Source organism: Streptomyces sp. NPDC032161, from assembly GCF_040636995.1.
GTDB lineage: Bacteria > Actinomycetota > Actinomycetes > Streptomycetales > Streptomycetaceae > Streptomyces.
Window position 1 is genome coordinate 352503 of the sequence record NZ_JBEZVN010000005.1, and the last position, 24043, is coordinate 376545.

General features: G+C 74.4%; 13 protein-coding genes. 8 read left to right on the forward strand and 5 right to left on the reverse strand.

What is annotated here, in order from left to right; genetic code table 11:
- Positions 1–28 precede the first annotated feature (28 nt).
- Entirely contained in the window at positions 29–2392 is a 2364-nt protein-coding gene (locus tag AB0E67_RS15790; protein ID WP_362026327.1) for a hypothetical protein, read from the forward strand.
- 111 nt (positions 2393–2503) lie between these two features.
- Here the strand turns inward: AB0E67_RS15790 and AB0E67_RS15795 are convergent, their stop codons facing one another.
- On the reverse strand, positions 2504–2776 hold the full coding sequence (locus AB0E67_RS15795; RefSeq protein WP_362026330.1) for a twin-arginine translocase TatA/TatE family subunit: 273 nt from the start codon (positions 2774–2776) through the stop codon (positions 2504–2506).
- The gene (locus AB0E67_RS15800; protein WP_362026333.1) at positions 2776–3840 is read right to left on the reverse strand and encodes a sporulation protein; all 1065 of its coding nucleotides are present in this window, start codon (positions 3838–3840) and stop codon (positions 2776–2778) included. The genes AB0E67_RS15795 and AB0E67_RS15800 overlap by 1 nt, the downstream gene beginning before the upstream one ends.
- A 445-nt stretch (positions 3841–4285) precedes the next feature.
- On the opposite strand from AB0E67_RS15800, the gene AB0E67_RS15805 reads away from it, so the two are divergent.
- Positions 4286–5281, forward strand: coding sequence for an ABC transporter substrate-binding protein (locus tag AB0E67_RS15805; protein WP_362026336.1), 996 nt, complete (start codon positions 4286–4288; stop codon positions 5279–5281).
- Between the two features lie 127 nt (positions 5282–5408).
- Here the strand turns inward: AB0E67_RS15805 and AB0E67_RS15810 are convergent, their stop codons facing one another.
- Positions 5409–6584: a M20 family metallopeptidase gene (locus AB0E67_RS15810; RefSeq protein WP_362026339.1), complete on the reverse strand. Its 1176-nt coding sequence runs from the start codon at positions 6582–6584 to the stop codon at positions 5409–5411.
- A gap of 150 nt (positions 6585–6734) precedes the next feature.
- Here AB0E67_RS15810 and AB0E67_RS15815 point away from each other — a divergent pair, with 150 nt between their 5' ends.
- The 3 genes from AB0E67_RS15815 to AB0E67_RS15825 are packed head-to-tail and all read left to right on the forward strand — an operon-like array spanning position 6735 to position 15764.
- A complete protein-coding gene (locus tag AB0E67_RS15815; protein ID WP_362026342.1) occupies positions 6735–13994 on the forward strand; it encodes an amino acid adenylation domain-containing protein in 7260 nt (2419 codons plus the stop codon).
- Between the two features lie 7 nt (positions 13995–14001).
- A complete protein-coding gene (locus AB0E67_RS15820) occupies positions 14002–14214 on the forward strand; it encodes an MbtH family protein (protein WP_351520932.1) in 213 nt (70 codons plus the stop codon).
- 59 nt (positions 14215–14273) lie between these two features.
- Positions 14274–15764, forward strand: a complete 1491-nt coding sequence (locus AB0E67_RS15825; protein ID WP_362026475.1) for a DHA2 family efflux MFS transporter permease subunit — start codon at positions 14274–14276, stop codon at positions 15762–15764.
- Between the two features lie 200 nt (positions 15765–15964).
- On the opposite strand, the gene fes is transcribed toward AB0E67_RS15825, so the two are convergent.
- Both fes and fhuB read right to left on the reverse strand, forming a co-directional pair.
- A complete protein-coding gene (gene fes / locus AB0E67_RS15830; protein WP_362026345.1) occupies positions 15965–17224 on the reverse strand; it encodes an enterochelin esterase in 1260 nt (419 codons plus the stop codon).
- A 301-nt stretch (positions 17225–17525) separates the two neighbouring features.
- Entirely contained in the window at positions 17526–19838 is a 2313-nt protein-coding gene (fhuB, locus tag AB0E67_RS15835) for a Fe(3+)-hydroxamate ABC transporter permease FhuB (RefSeq protein WP_362026478.1), read from the reverse strand.
- A gap of 178 nt (positions 19839–20016) precedes the next feature.
- Here fhuB and AB0E67_RS15840 point away from each other — a divergent pair, with 178 nt between their 5' ends.
- From AB0E67_RS15840 to AB0E67_RS15850, 3 genes are all read left to right on the forward strand, one after another.
- The gene (locus tag AB0E67_RS15840; protein WP_362026348.1) at positions 20017–20916 is read left to right on the forward strand and encodes a 2,3-dihydro-2,3-dihydroxybenzoate dehydrogenase; all 900 of its coding nucleotides are present in this window, start codon (positions 20017–20019) and stop codon (positions 20914–20916) included.
- A gap of 135 nt (positions 20917–21051) precedes the next feature.
- Positions 21052–22266, forward strand: coding sequence for an isochorismate synthase (locus AB0E67_RS15845; RefSeq protein ID WP_362026351.1), 1215 nt, complete (start codon positions 21052–21054; stop codon positions 22264–22266).
- Complete coding sequence (locus tag AB0E67_RS15850; RefSeq protein WP_362026353.1) at positions 22263–24041, forward strand: (2,3-dihydroxybenzoyl)adenylate synthase; 1779 nt, start codon at positions 22263–22265, stop codon at positions 24039–24041. The genes AB0E67_RS15845 and AB0E67_RS15850 overlap by 4 nt, the downstream gene beginning before the upstream one ends.
- Positions 24042–24043: the final 2 nt, after the last annotated feature.

The following is a 24043-nucleotide window of genomic DNA, read 5'->3' on the forward strand; positions in this document are numbered from 1 at the left end:
TGTCATACTTCGCTGGCATAATCCCCGCATGTACAAGGGCGAGCCGATCGAATACCTGCGGGACGAGGCGATGGTGGTGATCCCGCCCGGCGACCCCGGGGTGTCGACGGCCTTCGCCGTCTTCGACGACTCGGTGGAGGCGCTGCGCACGTTCGTGCTCGGCCGGCTGGAACGGCGCGGGAGCATGGTCCCCGCCCCCGCGGGTGTGAAGTGCGACGCGCTGGTCCCCGTCGTGGTGAGCCTGGTGCCGCGGCCGGACAACTCGTACGACCGGCGGGCCGTCTCGGTCGCCGCGCCGCCCCGGCAGGGCGGTTCGGTGCTGGACCGTCACATGGGCTATCTGTACGACAGTTTCCTCCACCACCAGGGGGCGGACATCCACCGCCTCGCGGGGGCCGCCGGCGCCGCCGTGGGCTGCCACGGCTGGATCGAGCTGCACCGCGTCGGGCCGTACGAGTACGAGGAGGACGACGACCACGCCTCCGACGGGGAGGAGGACCGGCTCCCCGACCGGCACCAGCCGTTCACGCGCGCCGAGCAGCTCGCCGCGGGCCACTGGATCGGGCGCGTGCGGCTGAACCTGCCGGACGCCGACGAACTGCGCTCGCTCGTCACGGACTTCCTCGAAGCCGGGCCCGGATCCGCGGACACCGATCCGCAGAGGGGGCCCTCCGGCACCGACGTGTCCTCCGGTACCGAAGCGCCCGCCGGGCCTGCCGCCCGTGTGCCCGCCGACGTGTCCACCGGGACATCGGCGGACATCCCGGGGCCGGGCGCCGAGGCGGCGGATTCCGGCCTGCGGGAAGCTCTCCACGGGCGCCTGGCCGCACAGTTGCGCGCGGCTCTCGCGGCCCGGGCCGAGTCCGGCACCTGGGGGCGGGAGACCGCCCGGGACCGGGCGCAGGACCTCCGCGACGAACGGGCGGAGGCCGAGCCGCGGGCCTGGGCCCGCTACCGCCGACGCCCCCACACGTACGAGGATCTGCGGGCCGTCAGCCGTACCGTCTACGGCACGCACAAGGTCCTCGTACTGGACCGCACCGGGCTGGAGGTCGGGGAGTACCGCCTGCCGGACGGGCCGTTGACACTCATCGACGAACGGGCACGCCCCGAGGCGCTCGTCGCGCTGCGCCGGCACGGCGTCGAACCGGGGGAGCCGTCGGCGCTCGCGGGACTGGACGGGTACCCCGACGCCACCGTGCTCCCCGGAGAGATCTGGTCGATCCGGCTGATCGAGGACGCGGTGGCCGTGCGCGACCTGCCGCAGGCCGGTACCTACGACCCCGCCACGGGAACCCTGACCGTCCACGCCCGCCCGTACGCCGAGCCGATGACCGTGCTGCTGCGCCGGCACGGTGTCGAGCCGTCGTGGGTGACCTGGGCGGCGCCGGACGCGGAGACCGAGCGGCTGAACCGCCGTGCCGCGTCGGGGGCGGGGAACGCCGGGCCGTTCCGGTCGCCCTGCCTGCTCACGTCCCGGGCACTGGAACTCGTCCCGCGGCCCCACCGGCAGTGGCTCAACGCGCGGACGGTGGACCCGGCCGTCGTGGCGGAACGTGCCACCGGCCCGGCGGGCGGCGAGGACCCGTACTACCGGCGGGAACTGGAGGCGATGTTCGGCGCGCCCGTCGTGTCGGGCCGGACGGCGCCGTGCAGGCTCTGCGGGCGGCCGGCCCTGGAGACGCGCGACAGCCTCGCGTACTGCTTCGGGTGCTGTCGGCTCGCCCGGCGCGGCGTGCTCAGGGACAACGGCACGGACGGGCCGTGGACCGACGCCGTCATCCACGCCCTGCGGCGCCTGGTCCGGATCGAGTTCTCGGGGCCGCCGTCGCTCGCGCAGCTCGACCGGGTGACCGTCACCGATCCCCGGGCGGTCGACGAGGCCATGCTGTGCCGGTTCCTGATCCCGCGCCCGGTCACCGGGCTGCTGACCGCCCGTCCCGCCCGCGCGGCGCGCTCCTGGGTGCAGTGGCTGCAGTTGGCGGGGGTGCTCGACGACGGTGTGCGCCGGGCGCGCGGGACGCTGACCGTCGCCACCGACGGGCACCTGTGCCGCTCCATGCTGGAGCGGCACATCGACGACTTCTTCCACCACCGGGGTGTGGAGCACGAACCCGAACCGCACTACCCCCGCCACCTCGAACTGAACACCACGGGGCTGCGGGCCGACTGGCGGCTCGGCGACGGCACGTTCGTGGAGGCGCTGGGGCTCATGGAGCAGCGGTCGTACTACGAAAAGGTGCAGCGCAAGACGGAGTTGGCGCGGGAGGCGGGCATCCGCCTCGTCACCCTCACGGCCGCGGACCTGGACCGGCTCCCGGAGATCTTCGCGCCCTGGCTCCCGGCCGACCGGGAGGACCCGGCGCGGCGGGCCCCGGTCCGGGAGGACTGACCGGCCGGGGGCGGGGGGCGCCGCCGTCGGTGCCCGCCGGGCGCCACCGGCTGCCGATGCCCGCCGGGAGGGGCGGACCGGCGGGCGCGGACCTCGCCCGGCCGGTCCGCCCTACGTGTGGTCCGGGGCGTGCCCCGTGTCCGGCTTCGATCCCTCGGGCCCCGTCCGGGCGACGGTCTCCCCGCGGATGACGCGACCGCCGTGGGCGTCCGCCCCGGTGTCCGCGGGCGATCCGGCGTGCCGCTCCTCCTTCATCGCCCTCGCCTCGGCCTTGAGGATGCGGGCCGACTTGCCGGCGGACCGGGCGAGTTCGGGGAGCCTCTTGGCGCCCAGGACGCATATGACCACGATCAGGATGATCGCGAGCTCGCTGATTCCGAACATCAGTCGTCACCCTCGTCCTCGTCGCCTTCGAAGAAGTCCCCGACCTCGTCGACGACCTCGGCGGCGACCATGCCGCCGACGACGCCCACCGCGAGCCCGGCGGCGCCCGCCGCGACGGCGGTGCCGATGCCCGGTCCGGAGCGGTGACCGCCGTCGTGGTGATGGCCGCCGTCGTGATGGTGGGCGCCGTCGTGATGGTGGGCGCCGTCATGGCCGTAACCGCCGCCGTGGTGCGGGGCGTACGGGTCGCCGTGACCGTGGGCGCCGTACGCGGGGGCGGGCGCGTGCGTGGAGCGGTGCTCGACCAACTGCCGCAGCCAGCTGTCGACCAGTGCCCGCCAGTCCTGCTGGTGGACGGTGTCATGGGCGACCGTGAACCGGGTGAGCGCGTCGTGCCCGGAGGAGAAGAGGCCGCCGCGCTTGTCGGCCTCCAGCACCACGTCCATGCCGCCCGGAGTGGCGAGGAAGGTCACCTCGATCTCGTTGACCCGGTCCGCGTACTGCGGCGCCGGAGTCAGCTCGATCTCCTGGTAGAAGGGGAGTTGCTGGTGGGTGCCGCCGATGCGGCCGTACTCCAGGTCCGCGGACCTGAAGCCGAAGCCGAGCTGCCCCAGCGCCTCCAGGACGGCCTCCTGGGCCGGCAGCGGGCGCACGGCGAGCTGGTCGAGGTCGCCCTTGTCCTTGGCACCGGCCACCGACAGTTCGGTACGGACACCGAGGACGATGCCCAGGGCCTGCCCGTACAGTTCGGTGATCGGCGTCTCCCAGGGGAGGGCGATCGTGAAGGGAACGGTGCGCTGTTCGCCCTCGTGCAGCCGGAAGCCGCCGCCGACGGTGAAACGCTCGAAGACCACCACGCCTTCCCGTTCCCCCTCCTCGAACTCGGCCTCCACCCGCGCGACGAGTTCCAGCGCGATGTGCTCGATGTCGAAGCCGGCGCTGCCACCCTGGAGGTGGACCCGACCGGACAGGGGGCCGCCCGGCACGGCCGCCCCGGCGTCGAGGATCGTGTCGACGGTGGGGCCGCCCACACCGAGTGAGCCGAGCAGTCGTTTGAACACCATCGAGGCGTCCACTCCCTTACACGCGTACGAGGTTGCGCGGATGTCCGGAACACTGGGACGGACATCCGCGCTCTACAGGCGTGTAGAAGCATAGAGCCGCTGACGGGGCTTCGGGGCGCACGCGGCCGTGCGGAGCGGGAAAGTCCGAAACGGATCGCCCCCTCGTCCGTGCGGGCGCTTGACGGGTCCGTTCCGTCGTGCCTTCGGTGCTGATGGTGCGGCCCGTCGCGGAGTCGGGCGGCGGTCCGCGACCGGGAGGTCGGCGTGTTCGGTGACGGTGTCCGGCGGGTCGCACCCGTCGGCCCCCGTGCGAACGGGGCATCCCCTTGCTCGAAGGGTATGAGGTAAGGCTAACCTTAGTCACTGCGGCCGGGTGGTGAGGCGATCGCGAGTCGTCGGCCTGCCCCCGCACTGTTTGCACGTCCCCGTGAACCATGGAGTCCCCATGACCCTGCCCAGTCGTCCTTCCCTGTTGCTGTCGCGCCGCGCGGTCCGGGCCGCCGCGGTGGCGGCGGCGGCCACGCTGCTCATGACCGGTTGCGGGACGGACTCCGACGACGCCAAGGGCGATGCGGGCAAGGAGTCCGCGGCATCGGCCACCCGTACCGTCAAGGACGCCACCGGCCGGGCCGTCAAGGTTCCGGCCGACCCCAAGCGGATCGTGACGCTCACTCAGGAGGACCTGGACGCCGTCCTCGCGCTCGGCCTGAAGCCGGTGGGCATCACCAACGGGCAGGGCCTCGACAAGCCGCCCGCCTACCTCGCCGACAAGGTCCAGGGCATCGACATCGTCGGCAATCTGCTCCAGCCGGTGATGGACAAGGTCGTCGCGGCCAAGCCCGACCTGATCCTCGCCGGTGACATGCAGGACGAGCAGGTCCTGAAGCAGCTGCGCGAGATCACCCCGGCCACGCTCGTCACCACGGCGCCCACCGACGACTGGAAGCTGTCGCTCCGGGGCATCGGCAACGCCGTCAACAAGCTCGGCGCCGCGAACGAGGTCATCACCGAGCACGAGAACGCCGCCAGGGCCGCGGGCGAGAAGCTCGGTGCGAACAAGGGCGCCGAGGTGTCCATCGTCCGCTGGAACCCGGACGGCCCCAGCTGGATGGAGAACAAGCAGTTCGCCAGTGGCATCGCGCTGGAGATGGGGCTGAAGCGGCCCAAGGCGCAGAACAAGGACGGCAACGCGCACACTCCGTCGCTGAGCCTGGAGAAGATCAACGAGATCGACGGCGACTGGCTGTTCCTCTCGACCCTCACCTCCGACGGCGAGAAGGCGCTCAAGGAAGTCGAGACCAAGCCCGCCTACAAGGAGCTGAAGGCCGTGAAGACCGGCCACGCCGTGACGGTCGACGGCTCCGTCTGGTCGACCCGCGGCGGCCCGCTCGCGGCCGATGTGGTCATGAACGACATCAGCAAGGCGCTGAGCGCCTCCTGACGCCCCCTCCGGTCGGGCGGACCGGGCGGTGCGGGGTGCGGGTCGGGTGTCCCGCACCCCGTGCGTGTTCCGGGGCGCCCGCGGCTGCCGGATGTCCGCCGGCCATCCCCCGGCCCGCCACCGTCCGTCAGGCGGGCCGGTGTCCGGCCCGGCGGGCCCATGCGAGGTCGGCGGCCGTCCAGGCCATCGCCGTCGCCCCGTCCAGCAACGCTTGTTCGGCCCTGGCCGATACGGCCGCCTCGGCGAAGGCCGCCTCGTGCGGGCCCGAGCAGCCGTCGCTGATGTCGAGCACCGGGTGGATGGACGGCACCACGTGCGAGACGTTGCCCATGTCGGTGCAGGCGAACGGCGGCCGTTCCACGGGCTCCGGACGGCCCAACGCACGGGCGTTGGCCGTCCACAGCCGGATCAGTCCGGGGTCGCCGCGGAAGTCCAGGTAGTCGGGCTCCGGGCGCTCCAGGGCCACCTCGCAGCCGGTCGCCAGCGCGCCCGCACGGAAGCACGCCTCCACCCGGTCGCGCAGTTCGGTCAGGTCCTCGGCGGCCAGCGCCCGCAACTCGTACTCGGCGCGGGCCCGGTCGGGGATCGCGTTGGGCGCGCTGCCGGCCTCCGTGGTGATGCCGTGCACCCGCCACTGCGGCGGCAGTTGCTGGCGCAGCAGCCCGATGGCCACCTGGGCCACGGTCAGCGCGTCGGCGGCGTTGCGGCCCTCGTGCGGGTTGAGGCTGGGGTGTGCGGCGCGGCCGGTGTACGTCACCGAGAGGGTGCCGAGCGCGAAGGAACGGAAGTCCGCCATCTCGAACGGGCACGGGTGCACCATCATGGCCGCGTCCACGCCGTCGAAGGCGCCCTGACGGAGCATCAGCTCCTTTCCCGCGCCCCGTTCCTCCGCCGGGGTGCCCAGCACCCTTACGCGCAGGCCGAGTTCGTCCGTCAGCGGGGCGAGGCCGAGCGCGGCGCCGATCCCGGCGGCGGCGATGAGGTTGTGGCCGCAGGCGTGCCCGAGCTCCGGCAGGGCGTCGTACTCGCAGACGATCGCCACCGTCAGCGGGCCGCCGCCCGTGACGGCCTCGAAGGCGGTGTCCAGCCCGTGGGCCGGGGCGGTCACCGCGAAGCCCTGGTCGCCCAGGAGTTCGGCGCACCAGGCGGCGGCACGGTGTTCGGTGAACGCGGTCTCGGGATGGGCGTGGATCCGGCGGCTCAGGTCCAGCAGGGCATCGCGCCGCTCCTCGATCCGTTGCCGTATACGGGACTTGACGGCCTGGGGGGCGGGTGCGGGGGTGTCGTCGTGCGGGTCGGTCATCGGCTCCTCTTCCGGTGGGTGTGATCGCGCCGCCCTCCGTCGTGAAGTTCGCACGGCGGGCACACGGTGCAAGTATTTAGCTTAGGCTTGCCTAAGTCGTTGGCGGTCCAGTGCGCGGCAAGGCTTTCACAACCGAGGAGTTCTCCCCACATGAACGAGCGTCCGGAGTCGTTCCCCCTGCTCACCGCGCAGAGCGGCATCCACTACGCGCAACAGCTCGCCCCGGGCGGCACCGAGTTCCACACGGCGGACGTCGTGGAGATCGAGGGAGCCCTCGACGAGGACCGCTTCGAGCGCGCCCTGCGCCGTACGGTCGAGGAGGCCGAGACCCTGCGACTCCGGTTCACCGAGAAGGACGGCACGCCCGCCCAGTACGCCGACCCGCACCACGTGTTCCGGCTGCACCGGGCGGATCTGCGGGACCTCGCGGACCCCGCCGGGGAGGCCGGACGCCGCATCAGCGCCGACCTGTCCCGGCCCGCCGACCTCGCGGCCGAGGACGGGCTCATGGGCCAGGCGCTGCTGCGGGTCGGCGACAGGCGGTACTGGTGGTACCAGCGCGTCCATCACATCGCCGTCGACGCCTACGCGCTGACCCTGATCGGCCGCCGGGTCGCGGAACTGTACGCGGCCGACGGCGACACGGCGCCGGAGTGCCGGTTCGCCCCGCTGCGCGAGCTCGTCGACGAGGAGCGGGACTATCTGGCGGGCGAACAGTACGCCGCCGACCGGGAGTTCTGGACCGGGCGGATGGCCGGCGCCGTCCCCGTCACGCTCGCACCGCCCACCGTGACCGGTAACGGCAACGGGACCGCGACCGGCAACGGCTCGCTGCGGCACGTCGCCGACCTTCCCGCCGGCGCGCTGGACCGCCTCACCCGCGCCGCCGGGGCCGCCAAGGCCACCTGGGCCGAACTCGTCGTCGCCGCCACCGCCGTCCACCTGCACCGGCTCACCGGGACCGAGGACGTCGTCCTCGGACTGCCCGTCACCAACCGCCGCGGTCCGGCCGCCCTGCGCACCCCTGCCATGGCCGTGAACGTGCTCCCGCTGCGCGTCGCCGTCCGCCCGCGCGACACCGCCGCCGAACTGCTGCGCCGCATCGTGCTGGAGATCCGCCGGGTCCGCCGCCACCAGCGCTACCCGCAGGCCGACCTGCGCCGCGACCTGGGCCTGACCGCCCCGATCGCCCCGCTCACCGGCCCGATGGTCAACATCAAGCCCCACGACGGCGGCACGCTGGACTTCGGCGGCCCGACCGGCACCGTCCGCAACCTCGTCGCGGGGCCGGTCGAGGACCTCGCCTTCGGCGCCTGGCCCGGCCCCGACGACGGCCTCGCCCTCGTGCTGGACGCCAACACCGACCGCTACACCGGCGCCGACACCGAGCGGCACGCGGCCACCTTCCGGCGCTGCCTGGACGGGCTGACCGAACTGCTGCTCACCGACCCGCACCGCCCGGTAGCCGCCCTCGACCTGCTCACCGGCGACGAGACACGCCGCGTCACCGCGGGCCGCTCCGAACCGCCCCACACCGCCACCGTGCCCGAGGAGTTCGCCGCGCGCGCCGCACGCCTCCCGCACGCGACCGCCGTCCGCTGCGGCAACGACACCCTCGCCTTCGCGGAACTGGACGCCGCCGCCAACCGGCTCTCCCACCACCTCGCCGCCCACGGCGTCGGCCCCGAGACACCGGTCGCGCTCGCCCTGCCCCGCTCCACCGGCACGGTCACCGCCCTGCTCGCCGTCCTCAAGGCGGGCGGGGTCTGCCAGCCCCTCGACCTCGGCCACCCGCCCGCCCGCACCCTCGCCGTCCTGGAGGACGCCCGCCCGGCCTGTGTCCTCGGCACCGCCGAGGCCCTGGCCGGGCTCCCCGAGCACGGACTGCCGGTGATCGCCCTCGACGACCCCCGGACGCTCACCGCCCTCGCGCAGGCGCCCGCCGACCGTCCCGCCGCCACGCCCGGCCCGGACGACGCCGCCTACATCATCCACACCTCCGGCTCCACCGGCCGCCCCAAGGGCGTGGTCGTCACCCACGCCTCCCTCGCCAACCTGTACGCCGGCCACGGCACCGACCACATCGCCCCCGCAGTCGCCCGCACCGGACGCGCCCGGCTCAAGGTCGCCCACAGCGCCTCGTTCGCGTTCGACGCCTCCTGGGACCCGGTGCTGTGGATGGTCCACGGCCACGAACTGCACCTGCTCGACGACGCCACCTACCGCGACCCGGCCGCGCTGACCGCCTACGTCGACGAGCACCACGTCGACTACCTCGACGTCACCCCCTCCTACGCCGAGGCCCTCCTCGCCGAGGGGCTGCTCGACGACGGCCACCACAAGCCCGCCGTGCTCGTCGTCGGCGGCGAGCACGTCCCCGCGCCGCTGTGGGACCGCCTCGCCGCCACCGAGGGCGTCCACCCGCTCAACCTCTACGGACCCACCGAGACCACCGTCGACGCCTGCCACTGGACCGGCCCCGGATCCGACGGCAGCCCCGTGCGCGCCACCCGGCTCTACGTCCTCGACACCGCCCTGCGGCCGTGCCCCGACGACGTCCCCGGCGAGCTCTACGTGGCCGGTGCCTGCCTCGCCCGCGGCTACCTCGGACGGCCCGACCTGACCGCGCAGCGGTTCGTCGCCGACCCCTTCGGCGCCCTGCACGGCGATCCGGGCGGCCGGATGTACCGCACCGGCGACCTGGTGCGGCGCCGCGCCGACGGCACCGTCGAGTTCCTCGGCCGCACCGACGACCAGGTGAAGATCCGTGGCTTCCGGATCGAACTCGGCGAGATCCAGGCCGTGCTGGCCGCGCACCCCGCCGTCGACCGGGCCGCCGTCATCGCCCGTGACGCGGCCGGCGGCAAGCGGCTGCTGGCCTACGCCGTGCCCCGTCCCGGTGCGGACACCGACCCGGCCGTCCTGCGCGACCATCTCGCCGCCGCGCTGCCCGCGCACATGGTCCCGGCGGCCGTGACGCTCCTCGACGAACTGCCCCGCACCGCCAACGACAAGCTCGACCACCGGGCCCTGCCCGACCCCGCCCCGCTCGCCCCGCCGCCCGCGGACCCCGCCGAGGCACCCGATGACCCCCACACCGACGTCGTCGCCGGACTCTTCGCGGACCTGCTCGGCCTGGACACGGCCCCGGCGCCCGGCACCTCCTTCTTCGACCTGGGTGGCCACTCACTGCTCGCGGCCCGTCTCGCCGCCCGGCTGCGCGAGACCTTCGGCGTACCCGTCTCCGTCGCCGACGTGTTCCGCGAGTCCACCCCGGCCGCGCTCGCCGCCCTGGTCCGCGCCCGCGACACCGACCCCTCCGAGGCCACGACCACCCGGGCCACGGCGCCGGACCCGGAACCCGGCACCGGCGAGGCGCCGTTGTCACCGGCCCAGCAGCGGCTGTGGTTCCTGCACCGGCTGGAAGGGCCCAGCCCGACCTACAACATCCCGCTCGTCCTCACCGTCGAAGGACCGCTGGACGAGAACGCGCTCAGCGCCGCCATCGCCGACCTGACGGCACGCCATGAAACCCTGCGGACCATCTATCCCGTCCCCGACGACGGCCCGGACAGCCTGCCCCGCCAGCACGTCCTCGCCCCCGACGACCCGGCCGCCCGGCCCCGACCGCACCGCGCCGCCGACGGCGAGGACCTGACGGCCGCAGCCCGTCACACCTTCGACCTGGCCCGCGAGATCCCGTTGCGCGCCACCCTGTTCACCGAGGACGACGACCGGCACACCCTGCTGCTGGTCCTGCACCACATCGCCGGGGACGGCGCCTCCACCACCCCGCTGGCCGACGACCTCGCCACCGCCTACCGGGCCCGACTCGAAGGCCGCGCACCGCAGTTCACCCCGCTGCCCCTGCGGTACGCCGACCACACGGCCCGGCAGCTGCGCCGGCTCGGCACCCCCGCCGCGCCCACCCCGCTCGCCACCGCCCGACTGGATTACTGGAAGGAGGCGTTGGCCGGGCTGCCCGACCAGCTCGACCTGCCCACCGACCGGCCCCGCCCGTCCGTGGCCGGAACCGACGGCGACACCGTCCCCTTCGCGGTGGACGCCGCCGCCCACGCCGCGCTCGCCCGGCTTGCCCGCGCCACCGGCGCCAGCGTGTTCATGGCCGTGCAGGCGGGGCTGGCCGCCCTCCTCACCCGGCACGGCTGCGGCACCGACATCCCGCTCGGCACTCCCGTCGCCGGACGCGACGACGACGCCACCGCCGCGCTCGTCGGCTTCTTCACCAACACCGTCGTCCTGCGCACCGACACCTCCGGCGACCCCACCTTCCGCGAACTGCTGGCGCGTGCGCGGACCACCGCGCTGGCCGCCTTCGACCACGACGACCTGCCCTTCGACCACCTCGTCGAAGCCCTCAACCCGCCCCGGTCACTGGCCCGCCACCCCCTCTTCCAGACCATGCTGGCCTGGCAGTCGGTGCCGGACGCCGCGTTCCCGCTCGGCCCGGACGCCACCGCCCGGCTGTCCACCATGACCTCCGGCACCGCCAAGTTCGACCTCACCCTCAACGCGGGCGAACTGGCGGGCGGCGGCATCGGCGGCTTCCTGGAGTTCCGCACCGACCTGTTCGACCGCCCCACCGCCCAGGCCCTGGCCGACCGCCTCGGGCGGCTGCTCACCGCCGCCGCCGAGGCCCCGGACACCCCGCTCGGCCTGCTGCCGCTGCTGAGCGCCGACGAACACCACCGCGCACTCGTGGACGCCAACCTTCCCGCCGCCGCGGCCGACGGCGAGCACCCCGCCCCGGCCGCGACCACCCCCGCCACGCTCGCCGACCGCTACGAGGAGGCCGCCCGACGGCACCCCGACCGGATCGCCGTCAGCCACGAGGGCGCCACCCTCACCTACACCGAACTCTCCGAGCGCGCCCACCGGCTGGCCCGGCTGCTGACCGACCGCCGCATCGGCCCCGGCTCCGTCGTCGCCCTCGCCCTGCCCCGCTCCCTCGACCTGGTCACCGGCCTGCTCGCGGTCTCCCTCGCGGGCGCCGCGTACCTGCCGCTCGACCCCGACTACCCGGCCGACCGACTGGCGTACATGCTGGCCGACGCCCACCCCGCCGCCGTCGTCACGGACACCGCCACCGCGCCCGGACTGCCCGAGCACGATCTGCCGCTGATCACCGTGGACGGCGACGCCGCCGAGGCGTACGACGGCACCCCGCTGCGCCAGGAGGACCGGGTCCGCCCGCTGACCCCCCACGACCCCGCGTACATCATCTACACCTCCGGCTCCACCGGCCGGCCCAAGGGCGTCGTGGTCACCCACCACAACGTCACCCGGCTGCTCACCGCCACCGACCACTGGTTCGGCTTCGGACCGGACGACGCCTGGACCCTGTTCCACTCCTACGCCTTCGACTTCTCCGTCTGGGAACTCTGGGGCGCCCTGCTGTACGGCGGCAAGGTCGTCGTCGTACCCCACCTGACCAGCCGCGACCCGGGCGCCTTCCTGAGGCTGCTGGCCGCAGAACGGGTGACGGTCCTCAACCAGACACCGTCCGCCTTCCACCAGCTGGCCGCCGCCGACCGCGAGGAACCCGGACACGAACTCGCCCTGCGCCACGTCGTCTTCGGCGGCGAGGCGCTGGAACCCGGCCGCCTCGACGACTGGTACGCCCGGCACGCCGACGACGCGCCCCGGCTGGTCAACATGTACGGCATCACCGAGACCACCGTGCACGTCACCCACTTCCCGCTGGACCGGGCCACGGCAGCCGCCGCCACTTCCTCCACCATCGGCGTCAACATCCCCGACCTGCGTGTCTACGTGCTCGACGAACGGCTCCAGCCGGTGCCGCCGGGCGTGACCGGAGAGATGTACGTCGCCGGGCAGGGCGTGGCCGCCGGATACCTCGGCCGGCCCGACCTGACCGCGACCCGCTTCGTCGCCGACCCCTACGCCCGTCTGTTCGGGGAGAGCGGCGCCCGGATGTACCGTTCCGGCGACCTCGCGCGCAGGCGAGCGGACGGCACCCTGGAGTACTTCGGCCGCGCCGACCACCAGGTCAAGATCCGTGGCTTCCGCATCGAACTCGGCGAGATCGAGGCCGTGCTCGCCGCCCACCCGCGGGTCGCGGACGTGGCCGTCGCGGTCCGCGAGGACGTCCCCGGCGACAAGCGGCTCGTCGCCTACGCCGTACCGGCGCCCGACGCCCCGGAGGGCGCGGATCTCGCCGCGGCGCTGCGCGAACACGCCGCCCGCGACCTGCCCGTCCACATGGTCCCGTCCGCCGTCGTCGCCCTGGAACGGCTTCCGCTGACCGGTAACGGCAAGCTGGACCGCAAGGCCCTGCCGGCCCCCGGCCGCCCCGCCGCCACCGACTCGCGCGCCCCGCGCGGACCGCGCGAGGAACAGCTGTGCGCGATCTTCGCCGAGGTGCTCGGCGCGGAACGGGTCGGCGTCGACGACAACTTCTTCGACCTCGGCGGCCACTCGCTGCTCGCCGTCCGCCTCGCGGCCCGCGTCAGGGCCGCCCTCGGCGCGGACGTCTCCATCGGCACCGTCTTCCGCTCCCCGACTCCCGCCGCCCTGGACGGCGCGCTCGAAGCGGCGGCGGACGGCGGACGTCGCGACGACCCGCTCGACGTGCTCCTGCCGCTGCGCCCGGCCCGCGAGGGCGACCGCGCTCCGCTGTACTGCGTCCACCCGGCTGGCGGGCTGAGCTGGTGCTACGCCGGACTCATCCGCCACCTGCCCGCCGACGTGCCGATCTACGGCCTCCAGGCACAGGGCGTCGGCCCCGCCACCTCGGGCGAACCGCTGCCCGCGACGCTGGAGGAGCTCGCCGCGCACTACGCGGCCCGGATGCGGGAGGTGCAGCCCGCCGGACCGTACCGGCTGCTCGGCTGGTCCACCGGCGGCATCATCGCGCAGGCCATGGCCACGCACCTCCAGGACCGTGGCGAGGACGTCGAGCTGCTCGCCGTGCTCGACGCCTACCCCGCCGAGGGCTTCCGCGAGCTGCCCGTGCCCGACCACGCCGAGGCGATGGAGTCCCTGCTGGCGATGGGCGGCTACGGCCCCGACGTCCTGGACGGCGAGGAACTCACCACCGCCCACGTGATCGAGGTGCTCCAGCGCGAGGGCAGCCCGCTCGCCGCGCTGAACGCCCCGACGCTGGAGGCGCTGGCGGAGATCTACCTCAACACCAACCACCTCGTGCGGGGCTTCGACCACCGGTGCTTCGACGGCGACGTGCTGTTCTTCCGGGCCACCGTCGACACCATCGACGACGAACTCACCCCCGACACCTGGGCCCCGTACGTGGGCGGGCGCATCGACAACACGGACATCGCCTGCTCCCACAAGGACATGACCCTGCCCGAACCGATCGCGCACATCGCCCGCGTGGTCGCCGACCGCCTGAACGACCTGGAGAAGTGACACCACGATGGCTGTGAACGACGACGCCCCCGTCAACCCCTTCGACGCCGACGGGGAGGCCGACACCTTCCTCGTCCTCGTCAACGAGCGGCGTCAGCACTCGCTGTGGCCGGACTTCGCCGACCTGCCGGCCGGCTGGACCGCGGTGCACGGTCCGTGCCCGCGTCAGGAGGCACTGGAGTGGGTGACCGCGCACGACACCGGACTGCTGACCCGGTGACCGCGTCCGACTCCCGTACCGGACCGAAGTCCCGTACCGGACCAAGCCGTCGGCCGTCGTTGCCGCGCATCGGTCCGCGGCTCGCCGTGGTCCTCGTCTATGTGGCCGCGATGTGCATGAACGGCCTCGACTCCACCATCGTCAACCCGGCCCTCTACACCATCGCCGAGGACTTCGGACGGCCCGTCGGTGCGGCCAACACCGTCGAGACGGCGTTCCTGGTCGCGCTGGCGCTCACGCTGCCGGTGGCGGGCTGGCTCGGCGACCGGTACGGCACCAAGCGGGTCTTCCTCGGTTCGCTGGCCGTCTTCACGGCCGCCTCCGCCCTGTGCGGACTGGCCTGGAACCTGCCCGTGCTGGTCGTCGCGCGGGCGGTGCAGGGGCTGGCGGGCGGCCTGCTGACCCCGGTGGGGATGACGCTGCTGTTCCGGGCGTTCACCCCGCCGGAGCGGGGCGGGCTGGCGAAGGTGCTGATCGTGCCGACGGCGCTGATGCCCGCCCTCGGCCCGCCGCTCGGCGGTCTGCTCACCGAACACCTCTCCTGGCACTGGCTGTTCTTCGTCAACGTGCCGGTCGGCGTGGCAGCCGTGCTGCTCGGCGCGGCCGGGCTGCGCGAGCACGTGGAGGGCACCGCGGGGCCGTTCGACCGGGCCGGGTTCTGGCTGGCGACGCCCGCCCTGGGGCTGCTCACCTACGCGCTCGGCTTCGGTCCGGCGCGCGGCTGGTCCGACCCCGTCATCGCGGGCTGCGCGGTCGCGGGCGGTGCCCTGCTGGTGGCGACCGTGATCCAGCAACGCCGGGCCCCCGCACCCCTGCTGGGGCTGCGGTTGTTCGCCGACCGGTACTACGGCACGGCCGCCGCGCTGGCCGCCCTCACGGCCGCCGGGCTCATGGGCGTGCTGTTCGTGGTGCCGCTGCTGTTCCAGGCGGCACTCGGCGGCACCGCGCTGGACGCCGGACTGAGCGTCTTCCCCGAGGCGTTGGGCCTGATGCTGGCCTCGCAGATGGTGGACCGGCTGCTGCCGCGTCTGGGCCCGCGCCGGCTGGCCGCGACCGCGCTGGTCGCGGCGGCCGTGGTGTTCGGCGCGCTGGCGGTGCCGGGCACGGCGGAGAACGCCTGGGCGGTGCGGGCCCTGATGTTCCTGATCGGGCTGGTGCTGGGCACGGCCGTGCTGACCGTGCAGCTCGCCGGGTTCGAGACCGTCACCCCGCCCGACATGGGTCAGGCGATGGGCCTCTTCCAGATCGTCCGCACCCTGGGCGGCGCGCTCGGCATCGCGCTGTGCGCGGCGCTGGTCGGCGGCGGCGCGCACCCGGCGGGGACGGCGATGGACGCCGGGCCCTTCCGTACCGCGGTGTGGGCCTCGGCCGTACTGGTGGCGCTGTCGGCGGTGCTCGCCCTGCGGCTTCCGCGCACCGCGTCCCAACCGCCGCCGCTGGACGAGGGCATGGCGGAGGACGGGGGACCGGGACCGGAACCAACCGGGGGCGCGGAGCCGCCGGAGCGGCCCCGGGGAGCGGAGGCCCGGGACCGCGACACCACGCCCTGACGGACGGACCGAAGGCGCCACGCGGCGGGATGCGCGTGGCGCCTTCGGCATGCCCCGGGAGAGGGCGGAGGCGTGGACGGGCGCTTGGACGCACGAGGCGCCTTACGGGGCGCGGGCCGCACGGCACGGGTGTCCGGTGTGCGGCGCGCGACCCGTGGTGCGTACGGGCGTGCGGCGCGCCCCCGCCCCGCCCCGCGCCGTCAGTCGCCCGCGCGCCCCAGCAGCGCCGAAAGCGCGTCGGCCAGGCCTCCCCGCCAACAGGCGTAGTCGTGACCGCCGTTGAACTCCCGGTAGACGACGTCGTAGCCACGGGCCCGCAGGACATTGCGCAGCCGCCGGTTCTCCGCCAGCAGCATCCACTCCTGGAGACCCACCTCCAAGTACAACCGGACGGGCCGCCGTTCGCCGCTCGCGTACTGCCGGGTGAGCCATTCCTCGCCGCGCTCCGGATCGTTCTCCGGCCACCAGAAGGACCCCGACTGCGACACGGCGAGACCGAACCGGTCGGGGCGGCGGTGCGCGGCGAACGCGGCGGTCAGCCCGCCCGCGCTCTGCCCGGCGACGAGGGTCCGCTCCGGGCGGGCCGTCGCACCGAACTCGGCCTCCGCCCACGGCAGCAGGGCGTCCGCGAGCCAGTCCACGAACGCCCCGTTGCAGCTCAGGTCGTCCATCCGGCGGTCCATCGTGTCCACCAGCAGGGCCACCGTGGGCGGCAGGGCCCCCTCCGTGTGCATCCGGTCCAGCATCCCGCCGGCGTCCAGCACCGGCCCCCACATCTCCCCGTCGAGCAGCACGGCGACCGCGTACGGCGTCGCCGACGGACCGTGCCCCGGCGGGAGATGGACGGTCACCCGCCGTCCGCCCACCTCGCGCTCCAGGGTCCTCCCGCGCGGCGGGGGAGGACCGTCACCGTCGGCATCGACGTAGGGTTGCGGCGGCGCGTCGGGCAGGGACAGGACCGAGGCGGGTGCGCGTCCCCCGTGCGCGGGCAGGACGGCCGCACTGTTCAGCGGGTCCGGCAGCGCCCGGTCCAGGGCGGCCCGCCAGGAGACCCGGTCGGTGCGCAGCAGCTCCTCGCGGGTGCCGTGGCCGGGCAGGAACTGGTACGAGGCGCGGTGGTCGGCGCGCAGCCGGTGGGAGAGCGCCCAGACGCCCGTGCCGTCGACCCGGTGCATCAGATGGCGGGTCAGGTCACCGGAGTGGCGGTCGCGGTCGGTGACCGTGTGCACCAGGAGCAGGACGTCCGAGGTGGGAAGGTCCGGGGCGTCCCGCCAGAGGAAGGTGACCAGGCGGTGCGCCGGGTCGCCCTCGGGGTCGGGCTCGACGAGTGGTGTGCCCCTCCGCTCGGCGCGCAGCCAGAACTCGGCCTCGGCGCCCGGGATGCGGGCCCGGACCCCGTCGCGCAGGGCGCTCAGGACGGGGCTGGGGAGAGCGGTCACGGTCGTCCGCCTTTCGTACATCGGTCGGGAGGGGGCCGGCCCGAGGGAGGGCCGGGGGAGTGCGCGCGGTCGGCACGTGCCTAGGTGGCGTGGATCCGGCGGGTCGCCGACCCATGTCTCGGAGCGTGTCGGGTGACTTTCGATCGGAAGGCGGACGCGGCATGGTGCGCGCGACCCAAGGCGCCGGGATGTCCTCGGACGGGGTCTCCCCTGCTCGAACGGGGTCGAGAGCTCGGGGAAGGCGCCACGAGGGCATTGCGGCAACGCCGCAGGCGTGCGTGCCGGGGCGTGGCCGCCCGGTCGGAGGTCACCCGACAGGCCCTCAGACGCGGGTGGCGGCCGAACGGCCCAGCAGCACCCACAACAGGAAGGGACCGCCGAGGACGGTGGTCACCACGCCGACCGGGAGTTCGGAGCCGGAGAAGGCGATGCGCCCCACGGTGTCGGCGGCCACCACCATCACCGCTCCGGTCAGCATGGACCCGATCAACGGCACCCTGAGCGGACCGGCGAGCCGCGCGGCGATGACGGGGGAGGCCAGCGCGACGAAGGCCACCGGCCCGCACACGCCCACCGCGAGACCGGCCAGGGCCACGGCGAGCAGCATGCACACCAGCCGGACCCGGTCCGGGCGGATGCCCACGGAGGCGGCCGTCGCGTCGTCGAAGCGCAGCACGGACAGGTGCCGGGCCGTGGCGAGGGCCGCGGGAACGAGCACGGCGAGCCCGATCAGCACGGGCACCGCGACGGAGTAGCCGCGCCCGTTGAGGCTGCCGGAGGTCCACACGTACAGGGAACCGGCCGAGCTGAGGGACCGCCGGGACAGCACCACCTGGGTGACGGCGGAGGCCAGGGCCGACATGGCGAGGCCGACCACCAGCACGCGATAGCCGCGCTGTCCCAGCCCGCCGGAGACGGTCGTCACGACGACGACGGCGGCGAGGGCGCCGAGGGGTCCGGCCCACCAGGCGCCGAAGGTGCCGGTGGCGCTGAGGGTCACGGACAGCAGGACGGCCGCGGTGGCACCGTCGTTGACGCCGAGGAGCTCGGGGGTGGCGAGCCGGTTGCGGGCCAGTGTCTGGGTCAGACAGCCGGCCAGTCCCAGGGCCGCCCCGGCCGTCAGCCCGGCGACGATCCGGCCGAGCCGGAACTTCTGCACGAGCAGCACGTCGAAGCGGTCGCCCTGGCCGAACACGGCACGGAACGTACGACCCACGCCCATGTCGCTCTGGCCCGCGTACGCCGAGAACACCACGGCCGCCACCGCCAGCGCGGCGAGCGCGAGCGCGGCGAGGGCCGGCCGGCGGTGCACCAGCAGCGAGAACGGGCCGCGCCGCAGCACGGCCGTCCCCGCGGAAAGGGCCTTGGTCGCCGCCGGACCGTCCTGCGCCGTCGTCCCGGTCGTTTCCGCGGGCCCGGACGGGGTGGTGTCCGCCGTCCCGGCCGCCTCGTGGACCGCACGGCGGCGCGGCAGAACTCCCGCCAGACGGGCGGGGAGCGGTGTCCGGCCCCGTCCGGGCGGGGCGGTGTCGGCGGCCGGTTCGGTCATGCCCATCGCGGCCAGCTGCCGCGAGCGCACGATGCCGATGAGGACCGGTGCGCCGATGAGCGCCACGATCACCGACACCGGCGCCTCGAAGGGGCGCGACACCACCCGGGCGGCCACGTCCGCGACCGTCAGCACCGCGGCGCCGACGAGCCCGGCCAGGACCAGCCGCGCCGCCGCCCGGGTACCGGCCAGGGCGCGGGCCACGAATCCGGAGAGGAGCCCCAGGAAGGAGATGGGGCCGGCCAGCGCGACGGCCGCGGCGGTGAGGAGGGTCACCGCCACCGCCACCGTGGTGCGGATGACCGACGGCCGGTGGCCGAGGCTGCGGGCGAGGTCGTCGCCGAGCGCGAGCGCCGACAGCGGGCGGGTGACCAGCAGCGCGACCACGAACCCGACGACGAGCACGGGCAGCAGGCGGGACAGTTCGCCGAAGCCCTCCGTGCCCGCGAGGGAGCCCAGCACCCAGAACCGGAACCGGTCGTAGGTCTCGGCGGAGTTGACCACGATGACGCTGGTGAGCCCGCCGAAGGTCGCGCCCAGCGCGGAGCCGGCGAGCACCAGCCGCATGGGGGAGCCGCCGCGGCCCCGCCCGGCGATGAGCAGGACCAGCCCGCTGGCGGTCACGGCGCCGACGAAGGCGCACACCAGATAGGCGTAGCCGGAATCGAGGCCCAGCAGCCCGATCCCGGCGACCACGCCCAGCGAGGCACCCGCGTTGACGCCCAGCAGCCCGGTCTCGGCCAGCGGGTTGCGGGTGACGGCCTGGAGCAGGCTTCCGGCGATGCCGAGTGCGGCGCCCACCAGAACGGCAGTCAGCGTACGGGGCAGTCGCAGATCGCCGATGACCAGGGCGAGCCGGCTGTCCGTCCGGGCGCCGTGACGATTCAGCAGATAGTCCAGCGCCCCGCCCGCGCCGACCTCGCCCGCACCGACGCACAGCGAGACGCCGCAGAGCAGCACGACGACGGCCGCGAACCCGGCGACGAGCAGCCAGGTACGGCGACGGGTCGGGTCGGCCGAAGGACGGCGCCCCGGTCCGGTTTCGGCCACGGCGGCGGGGGCTTCGTCGGCCTCGGCCGTCAACATCCCCGTGTTCTCGCGCACTTGGCCGTGGGGCCTTCGGGCATCGGAATCCCACATCTGCATGAAGTGAGGTTAGCCTAACCATAGGTCGGTGGAGTCGCGCCCGTCGCTGCCGAGCTGCGGGTGGCTGTCGACCGGGGCCGAATAAGGTTAGGCTTACCTAACGAATTGGGGGTCAGGCATGTCCGACGTCATATCCGACGATTCCGCGTCCACGGCCGCACCGACGGTCCGGGACCGCTACGAACTCCTCGGCAGGGGCGGCCTCCTGGCCGACCGCCGAGCCCTGGTCACCGGGGCGGGGCAGGGCATCGGCGCCGCCGTCGCCCGCGCGCTCGCCGCCCAGGGAGCCCATGTGGCGGCGACCGACCGGCGCCCCGAGGGCGTCGAGGCGCTCGCGGCCGAACACGCCGGGCCCGCCGCGCTCGGGGTATCCACCGCGACGGCCGACGCGTCGAAGCGGTCGGGAGTCATCACGCCGTACGCCATGGACGTCACCGACGCCGCGGCCGTGCGGGACGTGGTGGACACGGTCACCACCCGGCACGGCCCGCTCGACATCCTGGTCAACGTGGCCGGGATCCTGCGCCCGGGTCCGGCGGCCGAACTGTCCGATCAGGACTGGGCGGACACCTTCGCCGTGAACGCCACGGGCGTCTTCCACACGGCCCGCGCCGTCGCCCCCGGCATGGTGGCCCGAGGCTGCGGCAGCATCGTCACCGTCGGCTCCAACGCCGCCGGCGTGCCCCGGGTCCATCTCGGCGCCTACGCCGCCTCCAAGGCCGCCGCCGCGATGTACACCAAGTGCCTCGGCCTGGAACTGGCCCGCAGCGGCGTCCGCTGCAACGTGGTCGCGCCCGGATCCACCGACACGGCCATGCAGCGCGCGCTGTGGCAGGACCGGGACGCCCCGGCCCGGGTCCTGGACGGCGACCCGGCGGTCTACCGCACGGGCATCCCGCTCGGCCGGATCGCCGAACCGTCCGACATCGCCGACGCGGTCCTCTTCCTCGTGTCGGACCTGGCCCGCCACATCACCATGCAGGAGCTCTACGTGGACGGCGGCGCCACCCTCCGCTGACCGGAACGGCCGCCGCGGCGGCCGCCACCGATCCGTCCGTACCCCGTGCACCCCACCCCTTCCCCGCACACACTCCCCGCTCACCCGCACCGCACGCCCGCACCCACCGCCGGACGTGCGAGAAACGGAGCCACCGTGTCGACGGCACCCCAGGTCGCCGCACCCCGTACCACCGCCGAGCCGGCCCACCCCGCCGTGGGCGTGGCCACCGGCCTGCTCAACTCCTTCGTCCCGGGCGCCCGGTTCCTCGGCACCCCGACACGCACGCTCCTCGGCGAGGGAGTGCACAGCGAGGTGCCGCACGACGAACGTCCCCTCCCCCTGCGGGTGGCCGCCGCCCTCGCCGCGGCCCGCGCCGCCGGACACGCCGCCCCCGTCGTCATGGGCGCCATACCCTTCGACCAGGACGCCCCCGCCGCGCTCGCCGTGCCGGACGTGCTGCACACCGCGCCCCCGCTGACCTCCGACCCGCTGGTCGCCCTGCCCGCCGACCCGCCCTCCCCGGCCGACACCAGTGACCTGACGGTCCACCAGGAGCCGGTGCCCGAGGAGTACGGGGCGTCCGTGGCCGCCGCCGTCGGGCGCATGTGGAAGGGCGAGTTCAGCAAGGTCGTCCTCGCCCGCACCCTCCGGCTCGACGCCGTCCGTCCGTTCGACCTCCCGGCGATGCTCCAGCGGCTGGCCCGCCGCGACCCCTCCGGCTACACCTTCGCCCTGCCCACCGGCCCCGACCGCACCCTGCTCGGCGCCAGCCCCGAACTGCTGGTATCCCGGCACGGCACCCGCGTGGTCGCCAACCCGCTCGCCGGATCCGTACCGCGCAGCGACGACCTCGCCGAGGACGTCCGGCGCGCCGCGGCCCTCCTGGAGTCGGCCAAGGACCTCCACGAGCACGCGGTCGTCGTCAACGCGGTGCAGGAGAGCCTCGCCCCCCACTGCACCGGCCTCACCGTGCCCGCCAAGCCGACCCTGGTCCGCACCGCCACCATGTGGCACCTGTCCACCACCGTCACCGGCACCCTGCGCTCCCCGGACACCACCGCCCTCGAACTGGCCTGCGCGCTGCACCCGACCCCCGCCGTCTGCGGCACCCCCACCGACACCGCCCGACGGGTCATCCGGGAGAGCGAACCCTTCGACCGCGGCTTCTTCACCGGCATGGTCGGCTGGGGCGACGCCGACGGCGACGGCGAATGGGTCGTCACCATCCGCTGCGCCGAGGCCGGACCGACCTCGCTGCGCCTGTACGCGGGCGCCGGGGTGGTGTCCGCCTCGGAGCCCGAGGCGGAGACCGCCGAGACCGCCGCCAAGTTCCGTACCTTCCTCGGCGCCGTGGGGGCCCAGCTGTGACCGCGACGACGACCCCGGCCCAGGGCCCGACGCCGACCGCGGCCGGGACGACCGTCCCGGACCCGACCCCGACCTGGCCCGCCGCGTTCGCCGAGCGCTACCGGGCCGCGGGGTACTGGCGCGGCGAGACCTTCGGAGCCATGCTCCGCGAGCGGGCCGCGGCCCATCCCGACCGCGTCGCGGTCGTCGACCCGGGCGGCGACGCCGACCGCCGCTGGACCTATGCCGAACTCGACGCCCGTGCCGACCGGATGGCCGCCGGGCTGCTGGCCCGGGGCATCGCCAAGGGCGACCGGGTGGTGGTGCAACTCCCCAACATCGCAGAGTTCTTCGAAGTGGTCTTCGCCCTCTTCCGGATCGGCGCGCTGCCCGTCTTCGCGCTCCCCGCGCACCGGGAGACCGAGATCCGCTACTTCTGCGAGTTCACCGAGGCCTCCGCCTACGTGGTCGCCGGAGTGCACGGCGGCTACGACTACCGCGAGCTGGCCGCCGCCGTCCGCGCCGAAGTCCCCGCTCTGCGGCACGTGTTCGTGGCCGGTCCGGACGCGGGCGCGTTCGAGGCGCTGGACGCGGTGCACGCCGAGCCCGTCGACGTCGACGGCCCCGAACCCGGCGATCTTGCCTTCCTGCAGCTGTCCGGCGGCAGCACCGGCATCCCCAAGCTGATCCCGCGCACCCACGACGACTACATCTACTCGCTGCGCGGCTCCAACGAGATCTGCGCGGTGGACGAGCACAGCGTCTACCTGTGCGCGCTGCCCGCCGCCCACAACTTCCCGCTCTCCTCGCCGGGCACGCTCGGCGCGCTGTACGCGGGGGCCCGGGTCGTGCTCTGCCCGCAGCCCAGCCCCGAGGTGGCGTTCCCCCTGATCGAACGGGAACGGGTCACCATCACCGGTCTCGTGCCGCCGCTGGCCCTGGTCTGGACCGAGGCCGCCCCCGGCACCGCGTACGACCTGAGCAGTCTGGACGTGCTGCTGGTCGGCGGCGCCAAGTTCAGCGAGCAGGCCGCCCGCCGGGTCCGCCCCGCCCTCGGCTGCACGCTCCAGCAGGTCTTCGGCATGGCGGAGGGGCTGGTCAACTACACCCGCCTCGACGACCCCGCGGAGACCGTCGTCACCACCCAGGGCCTGCCCATCTCCCCGGACGACGAGATCCGTGTCGTCGACGACGCCGACGACGACGTGCCCCCGGGCGAGTCCGGGCACCTGCTGACCCGTGGGCCGTACACCATCCGCGGCTACTGGCGCGCGCCCCAGCACAACGCCCGCGCGTTCACCGAGGACGGCTTCTACCGCACCGGTGACATCGTCCGCCGCACCACGACCGGACACCTGATCGTCGAGGGCCGGGCCAAGGACCAGATCAACCGGGGCGGCGAGAAGATCGCCGCCGAGGAGGTCGAGAACCACATCCTCGCCCACCCCGCCGTGCACGACGCCAACGTGGTCGGCGAACCGGACCCCTACCTCGGTGAACGCAGCCTCGCCTACGTCATCCTGCGGGACGGTGCCGGACCGCTGAAGCCCGTGGAGATCAAGCGTTTCGTACGCGGCCGGGGCCTGGCCGGCTACAAGGTGCCCGACCGGGTCGAGTTCGTGTCCGAGTTCCCGCAGACGGGCGTCGGCAAGATCTCCAAGAAGGACCTCCGGGCCGCCGCCGTACGGAGCGAGCCCGCCTCGCCCGAGGACCCCGGTCCGGCGGCACCCGCCGGACCGGCCCCCACCGGCCCCGAAGGCGCCGACCACCGGCGACCCGCCCCCGCACAGGACTGAAC

Coding starts and splice junctions, on each gene's coding strand:
- AB0E67_RS15840 (WP_362026348.1), top strand. CDS start 20,017: ATGTCCGACGTCATATCCGACGATTCCGCGTCCACGGCCGCACCGACG.
- AB0E67_RS15795 (WP_362026330.1), bottom strand. CDS start 2,776: ATGTTCGGAATCAGCGAGCTCGCGATCATCCTGATCGTGGTCATATGC.
- AB0E67_RS15805 (WP_362026336.1), top strand. CDS start 4,286: ATGACCCTGCCCAGTCGTCCTTCCCTGTTGCTGTCGCGCCGCGCGGTC.
- AB0E67_RS15820 (WP_351520932.1), top strand. CDS start 14,002: ATGGCTGTGAACGACGACGCCCCCGTCAACCCCTTCGACGCCGACGGG.
- AB0E67_RS15800 (WP_362026333.1), bottom strand. CDS start 3,840: ATGGTGTTCAAACGACTGCTCGGCTCACTCGGTGTGGGCGGCCCCACC.
- AB0E67_RS15815 (WP_362026342.1), top strand. CDS start 6,735: ATGAACGAGCGTCCGGAGTCGTTCCCCCTGCTCACCGCGCAGAGCGGC.
- AB0E67_RS15790 (WP_362026327.1), top strand. CDS start 29: ATGTACAAGGGCGAGCCGATCGAATACCTGCGGGACGAGGCGATGGTG.
- fes (WP_362026345.1), bottom strand. CDS start 17,224: ATGTACGAAAGGCGGACGACCGTGACCGCTCTCCCCAGCCCCGTCCTG.
- fhuB (WP_362026478.1), bottom strand. CDS start 19,838: ATGTTGACGGCCGAGGCCGACGAAGCCCCCGCCGCCGTGGCCGAAACC.
- AB0E67_RS15810 (WP_362026339.1), bottom strand. CDS start 6,584: ATGACCGACCCGCACGACGACACCCCCGCACCCGCCCCCCAGGCCGTC.